The organism is Ilumatobacteraceae bacterium (assembly GCA_033344875.1).
Lineage (GTDB): Bacteria > Actinomycetota > Acidimicrobiia > Acidimicrobiales > Ilumatobacteraceae > Ilumatobacter.
Window position 1 is genome coordinate 2,421,842 of the sequence record JAWPMO010000001.1, and the last position, 21,619, is coordinate 2,443,460.

Genomic DNA, 21,619 nt, shown 5'->3' on the forward strand with positions numbered 1-21,619 from the left:
ACTTCGTAGCACCGGCTCTCCGAACCTGGGCGGCTTCATTCGGTTCACTCCCGGCGAAGCCGCCACGGTTCGATGTGGCGCTGCGACGAGTTCACGCCACGGCCGTCACGATTCGACCATGCCGAGCTGTCGCGCCCACTCGAGGTTCTGGCGAGCAGAGCCCACGTGGGCGAGGTGCACGATATGGCCCTCGCCGTCGTTCGGGTCGCCGTAGAGAATTGGTGCGCCGTCCCCGTTCTCCGCCTCCGTCGCGAGCCGGTCGAGATCTTGCCAGTAGCGGAGCTCGTCCTCGGTCGGTGAGAAGATCTCGTGCGTGAGGTCGAGGTGCTTCGGGGTCTCGAGCATCATGCCGTAGTAACCGAGGTTCCGGAGCGACACCGCCCAGCGGCGCATGCCGTCCAGATCGTCGACCTTTCCTCCCCACATGCCGCTGATGGGGTACCGGATCCCTGCGGCCCGGCAATCGAGCAGCGCCTTGGACCGGAGGTGGAACGTCTCGTCGGCCTCGGGCGTCCATCGATAACCCAGCGACTGGTGGATGTCGCCGAATCGAGAGATCGCACCACCCATGTAGGTGACTCTCGGCGATGCGGATGCGATGTCGAACGCGTTCCGAACCGACAGCGCGGTCTCGAGGATCGGGTAGATGAGCGTGGACCCCTGCTCTCTCCCGGTCTCGGCTTCTGCGCACGTCAGGATGGCGTCGGCTGCGATGACGTCGTTCGCTCCCTGGATCTTCGGGAGCAACACCCCGGCGATCGGTCCGCGCAGGACTGCCAGGAGGTCGCGCAGCATGAACCCGCTCGCCACCGACTGGACCCGAACGAACATCCGCGTCGGGACATCCGGTGCGAGGGAGGCCAGGTAGTCGCCGACGTGCGTGCGCACCGACGCCCGCTCGCTCTCGCTGAACGGGGTGCGCGGCTCTTCGATGTCGATCACCACGGCGTCGGATCCCAGAGTATGTGCCTCCTCGACGGACGTCTCCAGATGCCCGGGGACGAACAGCAGGCTCCTGATCGGTGGCACGGACGGTTTGTTCATCGGTCTCTCCTTGGGGTTGTCTGATCGGTCTGCGCAGCGATGTCGCGCAGGACGAATTTCTGGACCTTGCCGCTCGCCGTTCGAGGCAACTCGTCGACGATCTCGACTCGCTCGGGGAACTTCTGGCGTGCGAGGCCGCGCTGCTCCAGGTACGCGACCAGCAACGGCAACGTGGGCACGGCATCGTTGGCCGCCACGACGAACGCGCACGCACGTTCGCCCATCCGCTCGTCCGGCATGGCAACGATCGCGATGTCCTTCACCGCGGGATGGTCGAGGAGCACCTCCTCCACCTCCCGCACGCTGATGTTCTCACCACCACGGATGATGATGTCCTTCTTCCGCCCATGGATCGTGATCGCTCCGTCGGGACCGATGGCAGCGAGGTCGCCGGTTCGAACCCATCCGTCGGTCGTGAACGCGTCCGCGTTGAGAGATGCGTCGAGATACCCCAGGAACCGTTCAGGTCCACGTGCCTCGAGTTCACCCACGCCGTCGTCAGCATCGGTGATCCGGCAGGTGATCTCACCGATCGGCGGACCGTCGGTCTCGGCGGCGAGTTCGGCCGAGCCCTCCGGACCGGTACAGCTCACGGTGGGGAACTCCGACGATCCATACACCCGGACGACCGTTGCGTCCAACACGTCACGCGCCCGTCTGACGAGATCGGGAGGAACGTCAGCGCCGCCGCACGCGAACGCCGTCAGTGGACAGTCGCCGGGATCGGATTCGTAGTTCGAGGTCAGACCTGCGAGAAACGGGGTCGCGCCCACGGTGAATCGGCACCGTTCGCGATCGATGAGGTCTCGCGCCGTGGACGCATCCCAGATGTCGAGCAACGCCGCCGTGGTCCCGAGCATGGGAGGCAGGAGCACGCCGTACAGGAACCCGGTGATGTGGGTCACCGGCGAACCCATGAACACGATCGATTCTCCATCGAGCCGGAACAGGTCGACGATCGACACGTTCTCGTGATGAAGAGTTCGGTGATCGTGCAGCACGCCCTTCGGGTCGGCCGTGGTCCCCGAGGTGTAGAGGAGCAGCGCGATGTCGTCAACCCGGCCATGGTCGGCGCCGTCCGGCTCCCCTGATGCGAGCAGTTCGTCGAAACTCAGGTAGCCCGCCGGCAGTGGGCCTTCCGGTCGCACGACGATCACGGTCGGAGCGTGCTCATCACGACGGAGGACGCGCTCGCACATCGCGACATAGTCGAACCCGCGGAACCGATGGGGAATCAGCAGGACTCGCGGTCGAGCCTGGCCCACGATGAACGCCACCTCCCGGTCGCGGTAGATCGGCACCACGGGATTCACTGCGGCGCCCGTCCGCAGCGTCGCGTGGATCGCGACGGTCGTCTCCCACCAGTTCGGGAGTTCCAGCGTCACGACGTCACCACGTGTGACGCCGATCGAACGCAGCCCCCCGACGAGTCGTCGGACGTCGCTGTACAGCCCGGCGTTCGTGATACGACGAGTGCCCTCGACGAGGGCCGGGGCATCCGGTGCATGCGATGCTGCCGTGGCGACGTACGAACCGAGGGTTGGCCAGTCCCGCTCGAGCCGTAGCAGCGCCGCGTCGGGAGGGAAGGTGCCGCTCATCATCTGGGCGTCACTCGATTCTCAGCGTCGTGACCACGTCAGGCGAACGGCGTGACCAAGTGCTCGACGAGCCACGCGCGTCCCTGCTCCGCAGCGACCTCCAGACGGGACTTGTTGCTGTACAGCGTCATATGGCTGGTTTCGTCGAAGATGAACAGACGCTTCTTCGCGGTCGACAACGAGTTGTAGACGCGGATCTCGTCGTCCCACATCGTGATGTCGTCCTTCTCGGCCACGGTCATCAGCGTCGGGACGTTCAGGATCCGGGGGGCGAATCCTGCGGCGTCGTAGCTGAGCAGCAGCTCGACCGACTCGACCGTGTTGAAGTGTTCGTGGTTCGGCGCCTCGGTCTCTTTCAGTTTCACGAACGCATCGGTGACCTCGGGGAATGGCCATGTCACGAGTTCGTCATTCGGGTTGGTCGACGACATCGGCAGAACGCCGCCCTCGCCCGTCTCGAACCGCTTGCGACGATCTTCGGCAATGAGTTCCTGGAGTTCCCTGAACCGCAACGATCCGTGGACCAGCCGCATGGTCGACAAACCGTCGATCACGGGAATGTTGGAGACGATGCACTTGACGCGCGGGTCGGTCGCCCCGACGACGAGCACGTGCCCGCCACTGTACGAGATGCCCCAGATCCCGATCCGGGAGCTGTCGAGTTCGCTGCGGGTCTCGGCGTAGCTGATGGCGTTCTTGTAGTCCTCGATCTGCTTCCACGGGTCGAGATGTTGGCGCGGCGTCCCGTCGCTGTCGCCCATGTACCGGTAGTCGAAGACGAGTGCCGCCACGCCGGCCGCGGCGAACACCTTGGCGTAGTCGGGCTGGACGAGTTCTTTGACGTAGCACCATCCACCCGCCATGACGACGACCGGGAACGGGCCCTCCCCTTCGTCGGGAAGGTACAGGTGACCTCGCAGGGTGGTGCCTTCGCTGCTGAACTCAACGTCTTGACGCATGGTCGATCCCCTCTGTATTTCGTCGCGGCCGTCCTTCGCCGGTTGGCGATGGCCCGTCGCCGATTGTGCCACCTGGACGCTGTGTTGTCAAAGAATAGTATGATTACGGATTTGACGGGATGGTCGCGTCGACGACGCCGCGCTCTCGGCGCGACGCATCCGCGACGGCCGTGCCCTCGAAGAACGCCGGGTTGGCCTGGGTGAACATCTCGTGGGCGTTGGTGAAGGTGAACTCCCGGAAGTCGCGATCGTCGATCAAGCCCTTCGCGACGAGACCGTGCGCCTCGGCAACAACGCTCGACATGTCCTCCACGTCCCAGTGGGCGATGTCGGAGCTGAACACGGGCTTCAAACGCGCCCCGAACGCATTGGCGGGCGAGAACGCGAACGCAACCGTTCGGTCGTCGGCTTCGCACCCGAAGTAGAACGGCTCCACGAACAGGTCGCGGATGTCCTCTTTCGATTCGATGCCCACGTGGACAAACTCGTCGAGCTGCTCCGGCGGCACCCCGAACGTCGGGATCGTTCGGATCGCGTCGGACGTCGCTTCGGACGGGAAGAGGCCGTCGCCGTACTCCCGCACGAGAGCGTCGAACTCGTGCCAATCGACCGTCGCCGGGTCGAGGTTGGCTCGGAGCGCATCGAGATTGCGCTTCTCCCAGTGTTCGACGATGTCGGCCAAGAGGGTGGAGGCCCAACCGACACCACACTCGAGGAACGCGACGTTGAGGTCGGGATGGCGGCGCGTGACGCCGCCCAGGAACAGCGATTTGCACATGCGAGCCATTCGCTCACCGAAGAAGCCGATGTGGTTGTACACGTAGCTGGAGATGGAGGTGAACGTGTGGGGCACCATGTTCCCAAGGCCGCCATGAACGTTCGCGACGAACCCGTTGTCGACCAGCGATCTCCAGACGGGGTCATAGTCGTACGCCGAGTCGAGCCCAAACATGTCGAACCAGTGGGTTTGGTTCGGCATGAGCCACGGCGACTGGCGTCCGAGTTCGGGATCGGGGATCTGTCGCAACACGCCCTCTGGCAGACCGACGGTCGTGAACCCCAGTTGCTTGCAGTGCTCGATCTCGGCGACCGCTTCATCGGGCGTGTGCATCGGGATCAGGCCGGCGACCGCGATTCGGTCTCGGTAGGGCCCGTACGTGTGGGCGAGGAACTCGTTGTACCCGTGACACACCCCGGCCCGCATGTCGCCGTCAGCGATCCCGGGCATCCCCATCGCCTTCGTCGGGAACAGGACCGAGAAGTCGATCCCGAACTCGTCGAGGCGCTCATGCAGCAACTTGGGGAGCGCCGCCGTCGCCAGGTCGAGTGTGTTCCCGGCCGGCGTCCCCCACCAGGCGCTCTGCGGAATCCTGCCCTGGAGTCGGTCCTCCCACGAGGCGCCGCCCACAATCGCTCCGAGTGGCGAACCCTCGCTCACGTATCGGTCGAACAGATCGGGACCGAGGCTTTCGCGAATGTACGGCAGCGCCGCTGGAAGATACTCGAGCACATGACCGTCGACATCGATGACGGGATGGTCGAGCGAGGCGCGGACATCGCGCGAGCGAGCGTGGTTCATGTTGGTCTCCTCAGTAGTGCGGGATGAAGATCGGTTGCTGTGTCACTGCTGCGTCATCGGATGTCATCGACGAGCGTTCCGCCTCGGGCGAGGGCGCTCTCCTCGACCGGTGGCTGATCCCGCGCATAGGTCTGAACGGACGCCTCGGCCCTGAAGTTCAAGAATGCATATCCGTCCGGTCCACCGCTCAGCGCATACCTGACATCGCGCGGGATGAACAAGGCGGTACCAGCGCCGTATCGATGCGCGCCCATCGTCACACCACCCTCCAGGAGATAGATGACCTCGTGGGCCGAGTGACTGTGCGGAGGACCGTTCTTGTCCGCCTCGGCCTGGGCAACGTGCAGCAGTGTCAGTGGGCATCGTTCGTCGGATGAATCACCGAACCAGCGGGCCTGCACACCCTCTCGGCTTCCCGACTCATAGCGGGCTCGCTCACCGATCACCAGGATCTCGGGAGCGACGTCGCCGCCGGAGTGTGGCTCGCCGCCTCCGAAATGAGCCAGCCGGGTCGCACCCACGGCGGTGGCGTCCAAGGTCTGACCTCCGCCGATCATCACCGCACCGTCGGGAGGGCATTCTCGACCGTCGTGGAGACGCAGTCCACCGCGCTCGACGAACACCGCGGCTCCAGGCGGACGCGCCACGATGGTCACCCGGGCAGAGTCGGCCAGGGTGGTGACGGCCAACCAGAGCCCCGAGGTCTCGGAGGTGAGCAGCCGACTCTCGATCACGGCCGACGCCGACGACCCCGGGACGGCATATTCCGCGGCGGGAGTCGCCTCGTCCACGCGCTGTGCTTCGAACTTCGCCATCCCGACCCTCCCCCTCGCGAACACTCAAACTATGTAAGCCTTGCAATGATTGTCAAGGCTCGCGGACGAGCACCACCGGTGGACGGCAGGAGGACCGACGACCGTTCGCATCGAGCCGTCTGCGGCAGGTCGCATCCCGACGGTCTCGACCGCGAGTGACGACCGATCATCGCAGTGACGACCGATCATCGCAGCGCGAAACACTCGAGTCCGCGAACGCCGGACTCGTTTGTGGCGCTACTGATCAGGCAGTCGGTCGGTGGCACGGACCACGCGTCCGTCGAGCCCGGCGGCGCCGTAGGTCTCCGGATGCGCACAGTGGTCACCGACCAAGATGAGAGCGCGAGACGCGTCGCCGGCGTCGATCGCTTCCAGGATCTCCTGATGGGCACTCAACCCGTCGCGTCGTAGTTCCGGATCGGGTGACTCGGAGGTCGTCACGCGACGCGACCAGGCCGCGTCCTGCTGTGACCACAGTTCCTCGAGTGTCCCGACCAACATGATGAGCGAATGGTTACCGCAACACGAGACGAGCGCCCGATGGAATCCTCGTGCGTGGCTCTCGAACAGACGCACGTCCTCGTCCATCGATTCCAACGCCGCGTCCTGCGCAGCCTGGAGAATCGGCGTGACAGCGGTCTGGCGGTCGGGCCGCTGCGCGCAGAGGCGTGCGCACAGCGCTTGGAGATGACCGAGCGCGACCGCGACATCGGCGATGTCGACGGATCGCGACTGGAGCACCAACCCGAGCGTGAAGGCCGCCCCTTCGGCGGTCGGGCGGTGCACGACCGCCCCACCGACGTTGCCGCGACGCACCGTGATCAACCCTTCGCTCTCGAGAATCCGGAGCGCCTCGCGCACCGACGGAGCGCTGACGTTGAACTCGGTCACGAGTCGGTCCAGCGTCGGCAGCGTCGCCCCGTCTTCGAGGTCGCCGTCGACGATCCGCTCCCGGAGTGATCGTGCCACCAGATCGGCAAGTCGGGGTTGACGCAGTTGGCTCATGGGTTCGGTCGCTGTGCCCGGGCAGTCGACGCCGGACCGACAGGGAGTGTACCGCTTCCGGTTCGGTGGACGGAACGATCTACCCGCGCCACCTGCGGTGGACACGCCCTCATGACGCGTGATCCCGCAGCACTCGGCCGGGCCGGCGCTCCGCCAAGTCGTCACCGTCCCTGCGGATCGGCTCACCGTTGACCCAGATGTGGCGGATACCGACGCTCGGCGAGACCAGGCGGTCCGCGCCTCCGGGCAGATCGGTGACCCGGACAGCCGGGCCGGCGCCCACCTCGGAGGGGTCGAAGACGACCAGGTCCGCCCAAGCCCCCACGGCGACGACGCCTCGTCCGACGATCCCGTACACCTCGGCCGGATGAGACGTCAGTTTGCGCACGGCCTCCTCCAAGGTCAACACACCACGCTCGCGAACCCAGTAACCGAGCAGATACGTCGCGTAGTTGGCGTCGCACAGCTGACTGGTGTGCGCCCCCGCATCGGAAAGGCCGAGCAGGAACCGGGGTTGCTGCAGGAGTTCGGCGACCTGATCTTCGTCGTCATTGATCATCACGACACGGAAACGCGTCTCGAGATTCTCGGCGATGGCGAGATCGAGCATCACGTCGAAGGAATCAACACCCCCGCGCGTCCGGCCGATCTCGCTCAAGGTCAGACCGCCAACCATCTCTGCGTGCAACGACGACTCGTCGATCGTTGCCTGGTCGAGTTTGTCGCCCCATCGTTCCCGCACACTGCGGCGAGCCTCTCGGCGCCACTCGGGGTCGGCGTACAGTTCGGCGCGCCGTTCACGAGGCAGCTCCAGCACGCGATCGAACCCCGTCACGTTCGCGAGCGGAGACGGGTCGGCCAATGTCACCTGCACGACGATCGGTCGGCACGCGATCTGCGGATGGACCGTCCCCTCCGATGCGAGGGAGCGCTCCGTCAGCGAGTTCGCCCAGTCGGGGTTTCCGGCAATGCTGAGCAGCGCCGCCCACGTGATCGGTCGATCGACCTCGGCCGCGAGCTCGGCGAACTCCTCCACGAAGAAGTCCGGCCCCCAAGTCGCTTCGAACGTGCCACGTCGCCGGCTCCCGAGCACGCCGACGAGGGTCTGCAGTTCCGCACGGGTCGCAAGTCGACTCGGGACGGGCCGGCCGTACGCACCGAGGTGCGTCTCCGAGCGCGACGAGGAGAACCCGACGGCACCAGCCGAGAGCGCCTCGCTGACCAGGTCGGCCATGGTCGCGATCTCGGCGGCGGTCGCAGCACGCTCGGAAGCGTCGCCCCCCATCACGAACGTGCGAAGCGGCGTGTGGCCGAGCATCGCCGCAACGTTGAGCCGGATCGGCCCAGACTCGATCGCGTCGAGGTACTCGGGAAACGTCGTGAAGTCCCATGGAATCCCCTCGGATAGCGCTGCGAACGGCATGCCCTCGACATTTTCGAGAGTTCGCATGATCGTCTCTCGATCGGCGGCACGAGTCGGCGCGATCCCGAAGCCGCAGTTGCCCATGATCACGGTGGTCACTCCGTGCCAGCACGAGGGTGTGAGGTCTCGGTCCCACAGGACCTGTGCGTCATAGTGGGTATGGGGGTCGATGAAGCCTGGAGCGAGGACCAATCCGTCGAGGTCGACTTCCTCGTCACCGGCCGCGACATCGCCGATGGCGGCGACCTTTCCGTCGAGCACCCCGACGTCGGTGACGCGACCCGGCGATCCGGTCCCGTCGAACAGATGTGCATTACGGAGGACGAGGTCCATGTGAGTTCCTTCCTGCGCACCCGAAGGCACGGCCAAAACTTACAATGATTACTGCGACACACGCCATCCTGCCAGATTCGCCGCACCATCAGGGCTGGCACCGGGCGAACCGCTTTCCATATATTGATTGCGCTGATTGATTGACATGAATTGATTCGAATGGAAGGCTCCGCTGGTGGAAGCCGAAGGGACACCAAGAGCAGGGCATCCGGGAGCCGCTGTGCGGCGACAGGAAGACCGTGAACTCCTCATCGGGAGCAGGGAGTTCATCGCCGACCTCGCCGTCGACGATGCGCTGGCCGTCGCCTTCGTGCGCTCAGATCTCGCCCACGGCACGATCGAATCGATCGATGTTTCGGCGGCGACTCAGGTCCCCGGCGTCAGAGCCGTGCTCACTGCATCCGACCTCGACGTGAGGGCGAGCCTGCCGCCGTTCACCGAGTCATTGGTCGATGACGAGTTCCGGCGACCGCCGATCGCCACCGACAAGGTCAGGTTCGTGGGCGAGATCGTCGCCATGGTCGTCGCCGACTCGTGGCCTGCGGCGCTCGACGCGGTCGACGTCGTCGAGGTGCGAATCACACCGCTCGAGATGGTGGTCAACGCCGACGACGCAACCCGCGCCGACGCACCGCTCCTCTTTCCGGGTCGACCCTCGAACGTCGCGATCCACAACGAGTTCAACGTCGACGCCGAGCCGGTGTCCGACGGGATGCGCAGTCTGTCGTTCTCGACCACGAATCACCGGATGGCGGCTGCCCCGATGGAGGGACTCGCGATCGTGTCGATCCCCGGGCCCGGGCCATCCCTCACCGTCCACGTCTCGACGCAGGTTCCCCATTGGACGCGCGACCATCTCGCCAAAGAGCTCGACCTGCCGACCGATGCGGTGCGAGTCGTCGCTCCTGCGGTGGGTGGCGGCTTCGGCTCGAAGACCGCCTGGGAGGTCGAGTACCTGCTCGTCGCAGCCGCTGCCCGCCTGCTCGACAGAACATTGCGGTACATCCAGACCCGTTCGGAGAACCTCATGACCGCGCACGCACGGGGTCAACGCCACGACGTCACGCTCGCGTTCGACGACGACGGCGTGGTGCACTCCCTCGACGTCCGGGCGTTCTGCGACTGCGGCGCCTACCCAACGGTCGGAGCACTGCTGCCGGCGATGACCCAGCTGATGAGCGTCGGGGTGTACCGCATCCCGCGGGTGACCTGGGTCCGAGACTCGATCGTGACCAACACCGCCCCCACCGGCGCGTTTCGCGGCGCCGGACGGCCGGAGGCGACCGCGATGATCGAACGCGCGCTCGACCTCGTCGCCGGCGACCTCGGCATCGATCCCATCGAGGCGCGACGTCGCAACCTGATCCCGAACGACGCGTTCCCGTACACGACGCCGACCGGGGCAACGTACGACTCCGGGGACTACGGCACATGCCTCGACCTCGTCGCCGAACTCGGCGATTACCAAGGTCTCCGCGCCGAGCAACGTCGCCGTCGACTCACCGATGGGACCAGCCATCTCGGCCTCGGGCTTTCCTGCTACGTCGAGGTCACCGCCGGACAGGGAGGCACCGAGTTCGCCGAGATTCGGATCACGGCCGAGGGCCGACTCGACGTCGCGGTCGGGACGATGTCGCACGGCCAGGGGCACGCGACGACCTACACCCAACTCGTGTCGTCCGAACTCGACGTCCCCGCGTCGATGATCCGGATCGTGCAGGGAGACACCGCGCTCGTCGAATCGGGACACGGCACCCAGGGTTCGCGATCGATCCAGCTCGGTGGCAGCTCGGTCCACGACGCCGCCCAGCGATTCTGGACCAAGGTGTCGACGCTGGTCGCCGAACAGTTGGAGACGAGCCCGGATGACATCGTGTCGTTCGGCGAATCAGGCGTCGGCGTTCGCGGCGTTCCGCACTCAACTCTCGCATGGCCCGAAATTCATGCCCTCTCGTCCGGTCGGGACGGGACCACGAGCGGGCTCCCGACACGCGGTGAGGTGACCCAGGTCGGCGGGTCGTTCCCGTTCGGGGCCCATCTGGCGGTGGCCGAGGTAGATGAGGAGACCGGTCGGGTCGACCTGGTCGGGTACTACGCCGTCGACGACTGCGGCACGATCATCAACCCGCTCTTGGCCGAGGGCCAGTTACACGGGGGGATCGTCTCGGGCATTGCGCAGGCGCTCTTCGAGTCGGTCGAATATGACGACAACGGCACCCCGTTGACGACGTCGTTCGCGACGTACGCCAAGCCGTCTGCGGCTGACGTGCCGAGCATCCACCTGCGCAGCTCGGTCACGCCCTCCCCGCTCAACCCGCTGGGCGCCAAGGGCATCGGAGAGTCGGGCACGGTGGGCGCCACCCCTGCCGTCCAGAACGCGGTGATCGACGCCGTCGCGCACCTGGGTGTCCGTCACATCGACATGCCACTGTCGCCGGAAACGGTCTGGAGCGCGATCCGAAGGGCACGATCCACATGACCACCGCCAGAGCCGCCGTCCTGCGTGAAGCAGGGTCACCCCTCACGCTCGAGACGATCCGCATCGACCCACCGAAGGACGGCGAGGTCATCGTCGAGATGGGTGCCGTCGGGCTGTGCGGCTCGGACCGATTCGTGCTCGATGGCCACTACCCGGTCGAGCCCCCAGCGGTCTGTGGTCACGAAGGGGCCGGCAAGGTCCTCGAGGTCGGTCCCGGCGTCACCGGACTGACGCCGGGCGACCACGTCGTGCAGATCTTCATCGGCCCCTGCGGCGATTGTGGGCCGTGTCGTCGGGGCCTCAAGACGTTCTGTCGGACGGGGATGCACCCGTCCGGACGCCTCCGCGACGGGACGTTCAGAATGTTCGCCGGGGACGAGCCGATCGGCACCTATCTGGGTCTCGGCAGTTTCTCGACCACCACGGTCACTCCGGCGCGGCACCTCGTCAAGGTTCCTGCCGACGTGCCGTGGGAGATCGCCGCACTCGTCTCGTGCGGGGTCTCGACCGGCGTTGGCGCAGCAGTGAACGTCGCTCGTGTCCGGCCGGGCGACTCGGTGCTCGTCGTCGGGCTCGGCGGGGTCGGCGCATCGGCCGTGATGGGCGCCGTGCTCGCCGGCGCCGCGCGCGTCGTGGTGAGCGAGGTCAGCCCCGACAAGCTGGCGATGGCCACGACCTTCGGCGCGACCGACACGGTCGATGTGACGCAGGTCGATCTGGTCGAAGCGATCGCCGACCTCACCGACGGCAACGGTGTCGACGCCGTGCTCCTGACTCCCGACCGAGTTCGGGCAGCGCACCACATCGACGCCGTCAACTGCCTCGGTCCTGGCGGCGTGGTCGTCCAGGTCGGCGGAACGGCGGTTGACCTCGACGTGATCCCGGTCTCACCGAACGCGCTGCTTTCCCAGCAGAAGTCGATCACCGGCACCGTCATCGGAGGGCCGGATCCGGCGCGTGACGTGCGGCGCTGGATCGAACTGTATCGAGCAGGCCGACTGCCGATCGATCGGCTGATCACCCGCAGGTACGCATTCGATGACATCAACGTGGGGTTCGACGACCTGAAGGCCGGCACCAATGTGCGCGGCGTCATTTCATTCGCGCCTTGACACGTTCCCCCCATACATTACAATGATTAGTAGAACACCGGGCTGCGCCGATGGCGGCCGGCCGACACAGACAGGAGACACACCCGTGACCATGATCACCGAGGCGCAGGACGCCCAGGCCGGGCGAGAGCGCCAGCACCATCCGTACCACTTGATCTCGGCAGACAGTCACGTCAACGAGCCGGCCGACCTCTGGGTCAGTCGTGTGGCCGCCAAGTTCCGGGATCGCGTGCCGCGTGTCGAACGGTTCGAGCAGGGCGATGCGTGGGTGATCGAGGGGCTCGACGGGCCGATGCCGATCGGTCTGAACGCGTGTGCCGGGCAAGACCCGCGCCTGCGCCAGAACTGGGTTCGCTTCGACGAGATCCGCACCGGTGGGTGGGATCCGGCTGCACGGGTCCAGGAGATCGAGGTGGCGGGTGTCGACGCAGAGGTGCTGTACCCGACGCCGCGCCTCTCGCACGCCATCTTCGCGACGACCGAGCCTGACTTCCACCTCGCCCAGGTCCAGGCGTACAACGACTGGCTGCACGAGTACGCGTCCTACGATCTCCGGAAATTCCGGGCCCTGCCGATCCTGCCCAATCGGGGCGTCGACCAAGCGTTGGCCGAGATCGAGCGAGTCGGGGGTCGGCCATCGACCGGTGGCTTCGTGATCGGGGCGTACCCCTCCGGCGAGCTCACGCCACAGCCCGAGGACGACCCCGTCTTCGCTGCGCTCGAGGAGCGGAACATCACCCTCAACATCCATGTCTCCCTCAAGAACACGATGCCCGTTCAGAAGAACCTGCTCGCGCTGCCGGCAGCCGGTCGGTTCACCGGAGCGACGACACACCTCATCGATCTGATCTTCTCGGGCGTGTTCGACCGGTTCCCTGCGCTGCAACTCGTGTTCGCCGAGGTGGACTGCGGTTGGCTCCCCTACTTCAAGGAGCAGTTGGACGACGGGTTCAGTCGCTATCGGTTCCGGTTCGACCTGGCCAAGCTCCCGAGCGAATACATCCAGGAGCACGTCCACTTCAGCTGGGTGACCGACACGTTCGGCATCGACAACCGTCACCACATCGGCGTCGAGCGCATGCTCTGGTCGAGCGACTACCCACACGGCAGCTCGAACTACCCGGACGCATGGTCCCCGACCATGGCTGCCATGGCCGGCGTTCCGCTCGCTGAACGGAATCTGATGCTCAAGGGGAACGCACAGCGCCTCTACAAGTTCCCCAACCCGTGACGTCGTCGCAGCCGGGGAGGGGCGCCGACCGCGTCGCCGTCGTGCCAGCACGGCGAACCTCCCCGGCCGACGATCACCCTCGCGCCGGATGTCCCGGCGCGGAACGGTCGACATGACGGACGACTCCGGGACCGGCGGCGAGTTCGACGGCCTGACGATGGTCGTCACCGGCGGCAACGGAGGAATCGGGCTCGCTCTCGCGGAAGCAGTCGGCTCGGCCGGGGCCAGCGTCGCGATCTGGGGTCGCAATCCGACCAAGAACACAGCTGCGCTCGCACATCTCGAGGCACTCGGTATCGAAGCGCTCGCGGTCTCGTGCGACGTGAGTGACGAGGAGCAGGTCACCGCCGCCATGGCGGCGACCGTCTCGCGCTTCGGGCGGGTCGATTCCCTGTTCGCCAATGCCGGCATCGGCGGCCGGGAGGTCCCGTTCGTCGACCTGCCGATGGAGGAATGGCGATCGGTCATGGCGGTCGACCTCGACGGCGTGTTCCTCACGTTTCGCGAGGGTGCGCGTCAGATGGTGGCCCAGGGAGACGGCGGTGCGCTGGTCGCTGTCTCATCGATCGTGTCGAGATTCGGCGCACCGCGCAAAGCTGCCTACGGAGCAGCGAAGCCGGCCGTCGAGGGCCTCGTTCGTTCGCTCGCGGTCGAGTTGGCCGGCGCAGGGATCCGATGCAATGCCCTTGCACCCGGATGGACCGACACCGACATGGTTGCACCGTCGGGAAGCTTCGGAGGATCCGCGTACGACCGCTTCCGTGAGGCGACGTTGCGGCGGACACCGGTCCGGCGGTGGGGTCAGCCGGCCGACCTCCACGCGGCCGCCCGATTCCTCGCAGACCCGCGCGCCACCTTCCACACCGGCGACGTGATCGTCGTCGACGGCGGCTACTCGATCGCTTGAGCAACTTGCCGACGGAGCGCGGCGAGGGTCGGGCTCGCGCCCGGGTCAACCGACGTCGAGGCTCACGACCGAGAACTCCCGAGAGCTCTTGGTGGCGGATTCGATCGGCTCTCCACACACCGGCGTCGGGACCACGCGCCCGGCGGCGACCGTGGCGACCGCCCGGCTGTTGCCGTGCGGACCATGCCACGACATCGACACGTGCCAACGCGCGTCACCGTCGACCTCGCTGTGCACGTCGTCGAGCACGCAGTCGACCCACGACGTCCCGACATGCAGGGCGATCTCCCGCTCGGCAGATTGCTCCCACGGGTCGAGCGCGTTCGAACCGCGGTAGTACCGACGAGCGTCGGCATCGAGCCACGATCCCTCGATGACCGCGCCGAGCACGGTCTCGTCCATGTGCGCCCACATGCGGCCGTCGTGGGGCGTGAGGCATGTCGGCGCGAATCGGTGGCCACCGAGATGGCTGCTCCGTCGGATGCGAACGGCGGGCCACTTCGTCTGCGCGACCATCTGTAACTTCACGCCGAGCTTCCCGCAGCACCGGTCCCGCCGTCCATGGCCGCAGACCAACACGTCGAACGGCGCTGGGTCGCCGGACTCGAACTCGTCCTCGTTCAGGAGACGCGGCAGGACGTCGACCAGAGACGAGCGGTCGACGAGGTGATCGGTTCCCACGAGTTCGGACAACGAGCGCCGACGGTAGATCGTGACCAAAGCGCGTTCCGGATCTTGCACGGTGACCTCGGTCGCCAGAACCGTGGTGAACCGACCGAGTTCCGAGGCGAACACCGGCATGGTCTTGATGTCCGCCGGCCACGGACCGGGAGTCTCCACGAGGACGATCGTGTCCGCTCGACCGGCGGAACCGACGGGATCGACGTGATTCGTCTGCGTCCAGTCGGAGCAGCGCACCGGCATCCCTCCGTCAGGCCGGCACTCGATCGTCGTCATTCGCCAGCGCCACGCAAGCCGGACAACTCGTCGATGTCGAGAGCGCCGAGGATCGCTTCGACCTCACTGCATTCGTCGTCCCCGAGTTCGAGGAACGGCGGCCGCAGGTGGTGTCCTGGCAGACCGAGCACCCTCATCACCGTCTTCAGGTAGCGCATGCTTCCTCCCGGCCACCGATTGGCGCTGAAGAAGCGCAGCACGTCACGAAATGCTGCCTGCGAGGCTCGCAGGTCACCGTTCGCGTGTGAACGCACGACGTCGACACACGTCGCCGGAATGATGTTGCCGTCCGTACTGAGGAAGCCCTGGCCGCCGAGCGCGAGGATCGTCAACGCCTGCATCGGTCCCCCGACGTGAACGTCGCAGCGGTCGTCGACCACGTCAACGAGCGCTGACACGTACCTGACGTCAGGATTGGTGACGTTGATGCCGCGAATCCTGTCGCCGTAGTCGACGAGCAGCCGATCGAGTACGGGAAGCGGCACGACGTACCCGTTGTAGATGTGGCTCGACACGACGCAGTCGATCGTCGAACCGTCGAGAATCGTGCGGAAGTAGCACTCGAGCTCGCGTTCGGTCGGGATGTTCGCATGACCGCTGTCGACGCAGTAGAGCTGCATGGCCTGCATCCCCGTGGCCTCGGCGATCCGAACCAGTTCGAGGTAGTCGAGCGCGGTGTGTGTCTCGACGCCCATCGCCCTGACGCTCACGTCTGCTCCGACCGCATCGACCGCAGCCCCGTACAGCGCTTCGGTCTCGTCGGCGTCGAGGGTGTACCCCTCGCCCGGCGACGAGCTTCCGACGTAGACGCCCATGCCGGACGCGGCAAGCCGTACCAGGTGGGACCGCCACGCTTCCAGATCGAGGCGGCCGGCAGCGTCGAACGGCGTCACGGTGCAGGTGAAGGTCGACGGTGCACGCGTCATGGTGCTGCGTCGGAGTCGCCGTGGTAGTGCCGCGACCCGTCCCACCCGCGTTCGGAGAGCAGCGCAGATGCGAACTTGTAGACCGGTTCCTCGAGATCGGTCTCCATCGTGTCGTTCCATCGGTTCCAGAAGCCGAACATCGACACCGTGATCACCATCTCGGCGATCTGGGGGTCGTCGAAATGCTGACGCAGGGCGTCGAAGTGCGATCCGTCCACCGCACTCGGTTGTTGGACCATCGCCAGCGCCAACCGGAGTGCCGCACGCTCGGCCTCGGTGAACAGTTCGGACGTCTCGAATTCCCAGATGGCGCGAAGCTTCTCGTCGGACACACCGAAGCTCGACGCGGTCTTTGCCGTGTGGGCCTCGCAGAAGCGGCAGACGACAGCGCTGCTCGACAGATGGCTCATCAACACCTTGAGGCTCGGGTCGACGCCGTTCATCTTCCTGAGCGCAGCAGACACCTCGGTCATGGCCCGAAGAAAGTCCGGCTGATGTCCGAGGGTCAGATAGGCAGTGGGCAGATAGCCGGCCAACGACTCGAGGGTCTGGAAGAAGCCTTCGAACTCGGCCAGTTCCTCACGCGGGCGAGGCGCCAGGTTGCTCATGAGCTCACCGCCTCGATCAGAGGGAGGGTCGACGGCTGGGCTGCAGGCGATGTCATCGCAGTGGTCCAGGACTGCGTAGGTCATCGAGCTGCTGACGCTCTACGAGACCCCGCTCGCGGCTTGTTCTGGTCATGTCACCCTGCTTCCCCGGTGCGGACGGAAGCTCCATCATCACACCATTAATTTGATACTTGCAAACTTATAGTAGATTGAAGAAGGCTGCAAGGAGGACGTCAACATGGCCCAGCTCACCAACGAGATCGCACTCGTGACCGGCGCAACAGGCGGACTCGGACGCATCATCGCGCTGACGCTCGCCCGCCGGGGTGCCGCCGTCGCCGTACACGGACGTGACGACGAGCGCGGGGCACGTCTGGTGGCGGACATTCGACACTCCGGAGGAACGGCAGACTTCTTCGCTGCCGACCTCACGTCATCGGACGCGGCGACCAGGATGGTCGACGCTGTCGTGAGCACATTCGGCCGACTGTCGATCCTCGTCAACAGCGCCTACGCGAGTGATGACATGGCTGACGACGCTTCGGTCGGCGAGATCACCGACGAAGCGTGGGACAACATCCTCACGGGCAACCTGACGACCAGCCTCTGGGTCACCCGAGCGGCACTGACGACGATGACCGAACGGGGTCGAGGCTCGATCGTCAACATCAGCGCACGCGCCGGCGTGGTCGGCACCCCCGGCATGGCTGCGCACGCAGCATCGAAGGGCGCGATCAACGCGCTGACCAGGTCGATCGCGGTCGACTACGCAGACAGAGGAATTCGGTGCAACGCGGTGGTTCCCGGCCACATTCTTCACGAGGTCAGGGACGCCAACGCCTCGGCCGAACGGATCGCATCGCTCGAAGCCATGCAACTGACCCGGCTGGCGACACCAGAAGACGTCGCCAACAGCGTCGCATTCCTCGCGGGACCCGACGCGGAGGTGCTGACCGGTGTGCTTCTGCCTGTCGACGGGGGAAGCACTGCTGCACGCGCCGCAGTCGTCGGAGGTCCCGATCCGCGCTGCTCGTAGGACTCGCTCGTCGTCGATGCCGACAACGCTCGATCGCGTATCCGGCTCGGCTCAGCTCCCCGGCACCAGTTCGCGGTAGAGGTCGACGAACTCCCGCGCCGGGTCGGTCCACGACCAGTCGGGGGTCATGCCGCGACGCTGGATCGCCTTGCGGCGGCCGGCGTGGCGCCAGGCCCGCAGCCCTCGGTGGAGCGCGTCGACCACGCCGCTCTCGTCGAGCGCGGCTGCGACGAAGCCGGTGCCGTCGCGATGCGCGTCGGCGTCACGGACCGTGTCGACCAGGCCGCCGACGCCGGTGACCACCGGGATCGTGCCGTATGCCATCGCCTGCATCTGCGCCAGACCGCACGGTTCGAACCGACTCGGCATCAGCAGGAGGTCACCGCCGGCGAACAGCAGGTGTGAGAGCGGCGCGTCGTAGCCGTTGAAGAACCAGAATCGGTCGGGCTGCGTCTCGGCCAACCACTCGCCCCACGAGGCGAGCCGGGGGTCGCCGGACCCGAGGACGACCATGCGTGCCTTCATGCCCTCGAGGAACCGGGCCGCCTCGAACGCGAGATCGACACCCTTCTGGTCGACCAGCCGCGTGACGATGACGACCAACGGCTCGTCGGTGTCGGCCCACCCGGCACGTTCGATCAGTGCCGCCCGGGCGGTCGTCTTGCCGGTGAGGTCGTCGACGTCGAACTGCGGCGCGAAGGCGTCGGTCGCCGGGTTCCAGGCGCGGGTGTCGATGCCGTTGAGGATGCCGCGCAGGTCGCCGCCACGCTCGGCCAGTACCTGTTGCAGGCCCATGCCGGCCGCGTCGGTCGTGATCTCGGCGGCGTAGTTGGGGCTGACGGCGACGACACGATCGGCGAGTCGGATCGCTCCGGCGAGGCCGTTGACGGCGTCGCCCCACGAGTACGCCTCGCGGTGGCTGGGGAGGCGATGCAGCCAGTCGGCTCCCGCCCACCCCTGGTGGGCGAGGTTGTGGATCGTCATCACCGTCGGGATGCCGTCGCCGAGGAACGCCGGCGTCAGCGCGGTGTGCCAGTCGTTGAGCTGCACGAGGTCGACGTCGAGCGCACGGGCGAGCGCGGCGACGGCGGCCGAGAAGGCAGCGAAGCGTGCGTCGTTGTCGGCCCAGCCCTCGCCGTGTTCGTCGACGTACGGGTCGGGCCGGACGATGCCCGGCACGTCGACGACTGCCAAGCGACCCGCCTCCGGGTGATCACCGAGTCGAGCCGATGCGGGCGACGCCCAGTCGGGTACCGAGAGCTCGATGTGCTCCTCGTTCTCGAGCGCGAACGCCGAGTACCCGGGCAGGACCGTGATCACGTCGACACCCTGCCCGCGCAGGCCGGCGGCCAGACCTGCCGCGGCCTCTCCGAGGCCGCCGGCGCTCGCGAGCGGTCGCAGCTCGGCGGTGGCGAAGAGCACTCTCATGTGCCGCTCGGCAGGATCTCGTCGCGTTCGAGGAGGACCAGCGTCCATGCCTCGACCTTCCAGTCGTCGCTCGTCTCGATGACCTCGTCGATCGAATCGGGGTCGGAGGTGTCGACGACGACCCGCCATCGGCTCCCGCCCAGACCGACCGGCACCGTGAAACCGAGCGGATCGGAGCCGGCGTTGCACATCACGAGGAAACTGCGGTCGAGCGGACGTTCGGGTTCCGGTCCGTGGGGACCGATCGCGTTGCCGTTGAGGAACACCGAGATCGCCCTCGCATGGTCGACGTGCCAGTCGTCGCGATGCATCGGCTCGCCGTCGGGCCGGAACCATCCGATGTCGTCGAGCTGGCTCCCCATCGTACGCTGCCCCTCGAAGAAGTGGCGACGGCTGAAGACCGGGTGTGCCGCGCGCAGGGCGATGAGCCGCTTCGTGAAGTCGAGCAGATGCTCGTCGACCGCCGACCAGTCGTGCCACGACAGTTCGTTGTCCTGGCAGTACGCGTTGTTGTTGCCGTGCTGGGTGCGACCGATCTCGTCGCCGCCCGAGATCATCGGCACCCCCTGCGACAGTGCGAGTGTGGCCAGCATCGAACGCACACGTCGACGGCGATTCTCGTTGATCGTCTCGTCGGCCGTCGGGCCCTCGGCACCGCCGTTCCACGACCGGTTGTCGTTGTGGCCGTCGCGGTTCTTCTCGCCGTTGGCCTCATTGTGCTTCCGCTCGTAGGCGACCAGGTCGGCGAGGGTGTAGCCGTCGTGAGCGGTGACGAAGTTGATGCCGGCCGAAGGTCGGCGACCGCCTCGGTCGAACAGGTCGGCACTGCCGGTGAACCGACTGGCGAACGCTCCCAGTGCGCCGGGTGTGCCTTTCCAGAAGTCACGGATGTCGTCGCGGAACCTGCCGTTCCACTCGGACCACTCGGGCGGGAAGTTGCCCAACTGGTAACCACCTGGGCCCACGTCCCACGGCTCGGCGATCAGCTTCACGCGGCCGACGACCGGGTCTTGGTGGACGATGTCGAAGAACGCCGAACGGGGGTCGAAATGGTTGGTGTCGCGGCCGAGCGTGGTGGCGAGGTCGAACCGGAAACCGTCCACGTGCATGTCGGTGACCCAGTAACGAAGGCTGTCGAGGACGAGCCGCAGCGCGGCGGGGTGCTGCACGTTGAGGCTGTTGCCGGTCCCGGTGAAGTCGACGTAGCGGCTGCGGTCGTCGTACGAGAGTCGGTAGTAGGTCTCGTTGTCGATGCCACGCAACGACAGCGACGGTCCGCGCTCGTTGCCCTCGTTGGTGTGGTTGTAGACCACGTCGAGGATGACTTCGATGCCCGCGGCATGGAGGGCCTTGACCAGACCCTTGAACTCGGTGACCTGCTCACCGCGCTGGCCCGTCGCGGCGTATGCGCTGTGCGGGGCCATGAAGCCGATCGTCGAGTATCCCCAGTAGTTCCGGAAACCGCGTTCGGCGAGGAACCCTTCGGTCAGGAAGTGGTGCACGGGCATCAGCTCGACCGCGGTCACGCCGAGTGTCGTGAGGTGATCGAGGACCGCCGGGTGTGCCATGCCGGCGTACGTGCCGCGCAACTCGACCGGGACATCGGGATGGGTCATCGAGAGGCCGCGAACGTGCGCCTCGTACAACACCGATTGGTGGAGCGGGGTGTCGGGTGGCGTGTCGTCACCCCAGTCGAACGACCGGTCGACGACGATGCACTTGGGCATGAGCGGCGCGCTGTCGTCGGTGTTGGGCTCGAGCGGATCGGCCGGGTCGTACCCGAGCAAGGCTTCACCCGCGACGACGTCACCCTCGATCGCGAGCGCGTACGGGTCGATCAGGAGCTTGGCCGGGTTGGCACGCTCGCCGTGGTGGGGGTTCCACGGGCCGTGCACCCGGAAGCCGTACCGCTGCCCCGGCTCGACCCCGGCGACGTAACCGTGATGGGTGCACGCGGTGTGATCCGGGAGCTCGAACCGCTGCTCGCGGCCGTCGTCGTCGAAGACGCAGAACTCCACCTTCGTGGCCGACTCGGAATAGAGCGCCACGTTGACGCCGTCGCCGTCGTAGGTCACCCCGAGCGGGTGCGGGACGCCGTAGGTCGCTGCGGAAGTTGTGGTGGCCATGGGGTTCGCTCCGGTCTCGTGACCCGTGCCGAGGGGTCACGACATGATAGTGG

At 66.5% G+C, this 21,619-nt stretch carries 17 protein-coding genes; 5 read left to right on the top strand and 12 right to left on the bottom strand.

Annotated elements, in window-relative coordinates; genetic code table 11:
- Nucleotides 1-105: 105 nt before the first annotated feature.
- From R8G01_11410 to R8G01_11440, 7 genes are all read right to left on the bottom strand, one after another.
- Nucleotides 106-1,044, bottom strand: coding sequence for an aldolase/citrate lyase family protein (locus tag R8G01_11410; protein MDW3214600.1), 939 nt, complete (start codon nucleotides 1,042-1,044; stop codon nucleotides 106-108).
- Nucleotides 1,041-2,642: an AMP-binding protein gene (locus tag R8G01_11415; protein ID MDW3214601.1), complete on the bottom strand. Its 1,602-nt coding sequence runs from the start codon at nucleotides 2,640-2,642 to the stop codon at nucleotides 1,041-1,043. Before R8G01_11415 ends, R8G01_11410 begins: the two co-directional genes overlap by 4 nt.
- Nucleotides 2,643-2,680: 38 nt before the next feature.
- Nucleotides 2,681-3,601, bottom strand: a complete 921-nt coding sequence (locus tag R8G01_11420; protein ID MDW3214602.1) for a CocE/NonD family hydrolase — start codon at nucleotides 3,599-3,601, stop codon at nucleotides 2,681-2,683.
- A 103-nt stretch (nucleotides 3,602-3,704) separates the two neighbouring features.
- The gene (locus R8G01_11425) at nucleotides 3,705-5,180 is read right to left on the bottom strand and encodes an amidohydrolase family protein (GenBank protein MDW3214603.1); all 1,476 of its coding nucleotides are present in this window, start codon (nucleotides 5,178-5,180) and stop codon (nucleotides 3,705-3,707) included.
- A 53-nt stretch (nucleotides 5,181-5,233) separates the two neighbouring features.
- Nucleotides 5,234-5,995 carry a cupin domain-containing protein gene (locus R8G01_11430; protein MDW3214604.1) on the bottom strand — a complete coding sequence of 254 codons (762 nt, stop codon included), beginning with the start codon at nucleotides 5,993-5,995 and terminating at the stop codon, nucleotides 5,234-5,236.
- A gap of 237 nt (nucleotides 5,996-6,232) precedes the next feature.
- Nucleotides 6,233-7,000 carry a GntR family transcriptional regulator gene (locus tag R8G01_11435; protein ID MDW3214605.1) on the bottom strand — a complete coding sequence of 256 codons (768 nt, stop codon included), beginning with the start codon at nucleotides 6,998-7,000 and terminating at the stop codon, nucleotides 6,233-6,235.
- A gap of 109 nt (nucleotides 7,001-7,109) precedes the next feature.
- Nucleotides 7,110-8,756, bottom strand: coding sequence for an amidohydrolase family protein (locus tag R8G01_11440; protein ID MDW3214606.1), 1,647 nt, complete (start codon nucleotides 8,754-8,756; stop codon nucleotides 7,110-7,112).
- A 220-nt stretch (nucleotides 8,757-8,976) separates the two neighbouring features.
- On the opposite strand from R8G01_11440, the gene R8G01_11445 reads away from it, so the two are divergent.
- From R8G01_11445 to R8G01_11460, 4 genes are all read left to right on the top strand, one after another.
- A complete protein-coding gene (locus R8G01_11445; protein MDW3214607.1) occupies nucleotides 8,977-11,235 on the top strand; it encodes a xanthine dehydrogenase family protein molybdopterin-binding subunit in 2,259 nt (752 codons plus the stop codon).
- Nucleotides 11,232-12,347 carry an alcohol dehydrogenase catalytic domain-containing protein gene (locus R8G01_11450; protein MDW3214608.1) on the top strand — a complete coding sequence of 372 codons (1,116 nt, stop codon included), beginning with the start codon at nucleotides 11,232-11,234 and terminating at the stop codon, nucleotides 12,345-12,347. Before R8G01_11445 ends, R8G01_11450 begins: the two co-directional genes overlap by 4 nt.
- A gap of 91 nt (nucleotides 12,348-12,438) precedes the next feature.
- A complete protein-coding gene (locus R8G01_11455; GenBank protein ID MDW3214609.1) occupies nucleotides 12,439-13,578 on the top strand; it encodes an amidohydrolase family protein in 1,140 nt (379 codons plus the stop codon).
- Nucleotides 13,579-13,690: 112 nt separating this feature from the next.
- A complete protein-coding gene (locus R8G01_11460; GenBank protein MDW3214610.1) occupies nucleotides 13,691-14,485 on the top strand; it encodes an SDR family oxidoreductase in 795 nt (264 codons plus the stop codon).
- Nucleotides 14,486-14,530: 45 nt separating this feature from the next.
- On the opposite strand, the gene R8G01_11465 is transcribed toward R8G01_11460, so the two are convergent.
- From R8G01_11465 to R8G01_11475, 3 genes are read right to left on the bottom strand one after another with little or no spacing between them, the layout of a single operon-like run.
- Nucleotides 14,531-15,442, bottom strand: a complete 912-nt coding sequence (locus R8G01_11465; GenBank protein MDW3214611.1) for a sucrase ferredoxin — start codon at nucleotides 15,440-15,442, stop codon at nucleotides 14,531-14,533.
- Entirely contained in the window at nucleotides 15,439-16,368 is a 930-nt protein-coding gene (locus tag R8G01_11470) for a dihydrodipicolinate synthase family protein (GenBank protein MDW3214612.1), read from the bottom strand. The genes R8G01_11465 and R8G01_11470 overlap by 4 nt, the downstream gene beginning before the upstream one ends.
- Nucleotides 16,365-16,976: a carboxymuconolactone decarboxylase family protein gene (locus R8G01_11475; GenBank protein ID MDW3214613.1), complete on the bottom strand. Its 612-nt coding sequence runs from the start codon at nucleotides 16,974-16,976 to the stop codon at nucleotides 16,365-16,367. Before R8G01_11475 ends, R8G01_11470 begins: the two co-directional genes overlap by 4 nt.
- Nucleotides 16,977-17,214: 238 nt before the next feature.
- Here R8G01_11475 and R8G01_11480 point away from each other — a divergent pair, with 238 nt between their 5' ends.
- A complete protein-coding gene (locus R8G01_11480; protein MDW3214614.1) occupies nucleotides 17,215-18,012 on the top strand; it encodes an SDR family oxidoreductase in 798 nt (265 codons plus the stop codon).
- 51 nt (nucleotides 18,013-18,063) lie between these two features.
- Here the strand turns inward: R8G01_11480 and R8G01_11485 are convergent, their stop codons facing one another.
- On the bottom strand, nucleotides 18,064-19,440 hold the full coding sequence (locus R8G01_11485) for a glycogen/starch synthase (GenBank protein MDW3214615.1): 1,377 nt from the start codon (nucleotides 19,438-19,440) through the stop codon (nucleotides 18,064-18,066).
- Entirely contained in the window at nucleotides 19,437-21,566 is a 2,130-nt protein-coding gene (gene glgX, locus R8G01_11490; GenBank protein MDW3214616.1) for a glycogen debranching protein GlgX, read from the bottom strand. Before glgX ends, R8G01_11485 begins: the two co-directional genes overlap by 4 nt.
- Nucleotides 21,567-21,619: the final 53 nt, after the last annotated feature.

Coding starts and splice junctions, on each gene's coding strand:
- R8G01_11410 (MDW3214600.1), bottom strand. CDS start 1,044: ATGAACAAACCGTCCGTGCCACCGATCAGGAGCCTGCTGTTCGTCCCC.
- R8G01_11415 (MDW3214601.1), bottom strand. CDS start 2,642: ATGAGCGGCACCTTCCCTCCCGACGCGGCGCTGCTACGGCTCGAGCGG.
- R8G01_11420 (MDW3214602.1), bottom strand. CDS start 3,601: ATGCGTCAAGACGTTGAGTTCAGCAGCGAAGGCACCACCCTGCGAGGT.
- R8G01_11425 (MDW3214603.1), bottom strand. CDS start 5,180: ATGAACCACGCTCGCTCGCGCGATGTCCGCGCCTCGCTCGACCATCCC.
- R8G01_11430 (MDW3214604.1), bottom strand. CDS start 5,995: ATGGCGAAGTTCGAAGCACAGCGCGTGGACGAGGCGACTCCCGCCGCG.
- R8G01_11435 (MDW3214605.1), bottom strand. CDS start 7,000: ATGAGCCAACTGCGTCAACCCCGACTTGCCGATCTGGTGGCACGATCA.
- R8G01_11440 (MDW3214606.1), bottom strand. CDS start 8,756: ATGGACCTCGTCCTCCGTAATGCACATCTGTTCGACGGGACCGGATCG.
- R8G01_11450 (MDW3214608.1), top strand. CDS start 11,232: ATGACCACCGCCAGAGCCGCCGTCCTGCGTGAAGCAGGGTCACCCCTC.
- R8G01_11455 (MDW3214609.1), top strand. CDS start 12,439: ATGATCACCGAGGCGCAGGACGCCCAGGCCGGGCGAGAGCGCCAGCAC.
- R8G01_11460 (MDW3214610.1), top strand. CDS start 13,691: ATGACGGACGACTCCGGGACCGGCGGCGAGTTCGACGGCCTGACGATG.
- R8G01_11465 (MDW3214611.1), bottom strand. CDS start 15,442: ATGACGACGATCGAGTGCCGGCCTGACGGAGGGATGCCGGTGCGCTGC.
- R8G01_11470 (MDW3214612.1), bottom strand. CDS start 16,368: ATGACGCGTGCACCGTCGACCTTCACCTGCACCGTGACGCCGTTCGAC.
- R8G01_11475 (MDW3214613.1), bottom strand. CDS start 16,976: ATGAGCAACCTGGCGCCTCGCCCGCGTGAGGAACTGGCCGAGTTCGAA.
- R8G01_11480 (MDW3214614.1), top strand. CDS start 17,215: ATGGCCCAGCTCACCAACGAGATCGCACTCGTGACCGGCGCAACAGGC.
- R8G01_11485 (MDW3214615.1), bottom strand. CDS start 19,440: ATGAGAGTGCTCTTCGCCACCGCCGAGCTGCGACCGCTCGCGAGCGCC.
- glgX (MDW3214616.1), bottom strand. CDS start 21,566: ATGGCCACCACAACTTCCGCAGCGACCTACGGCGTCCCGCACCCGCTC.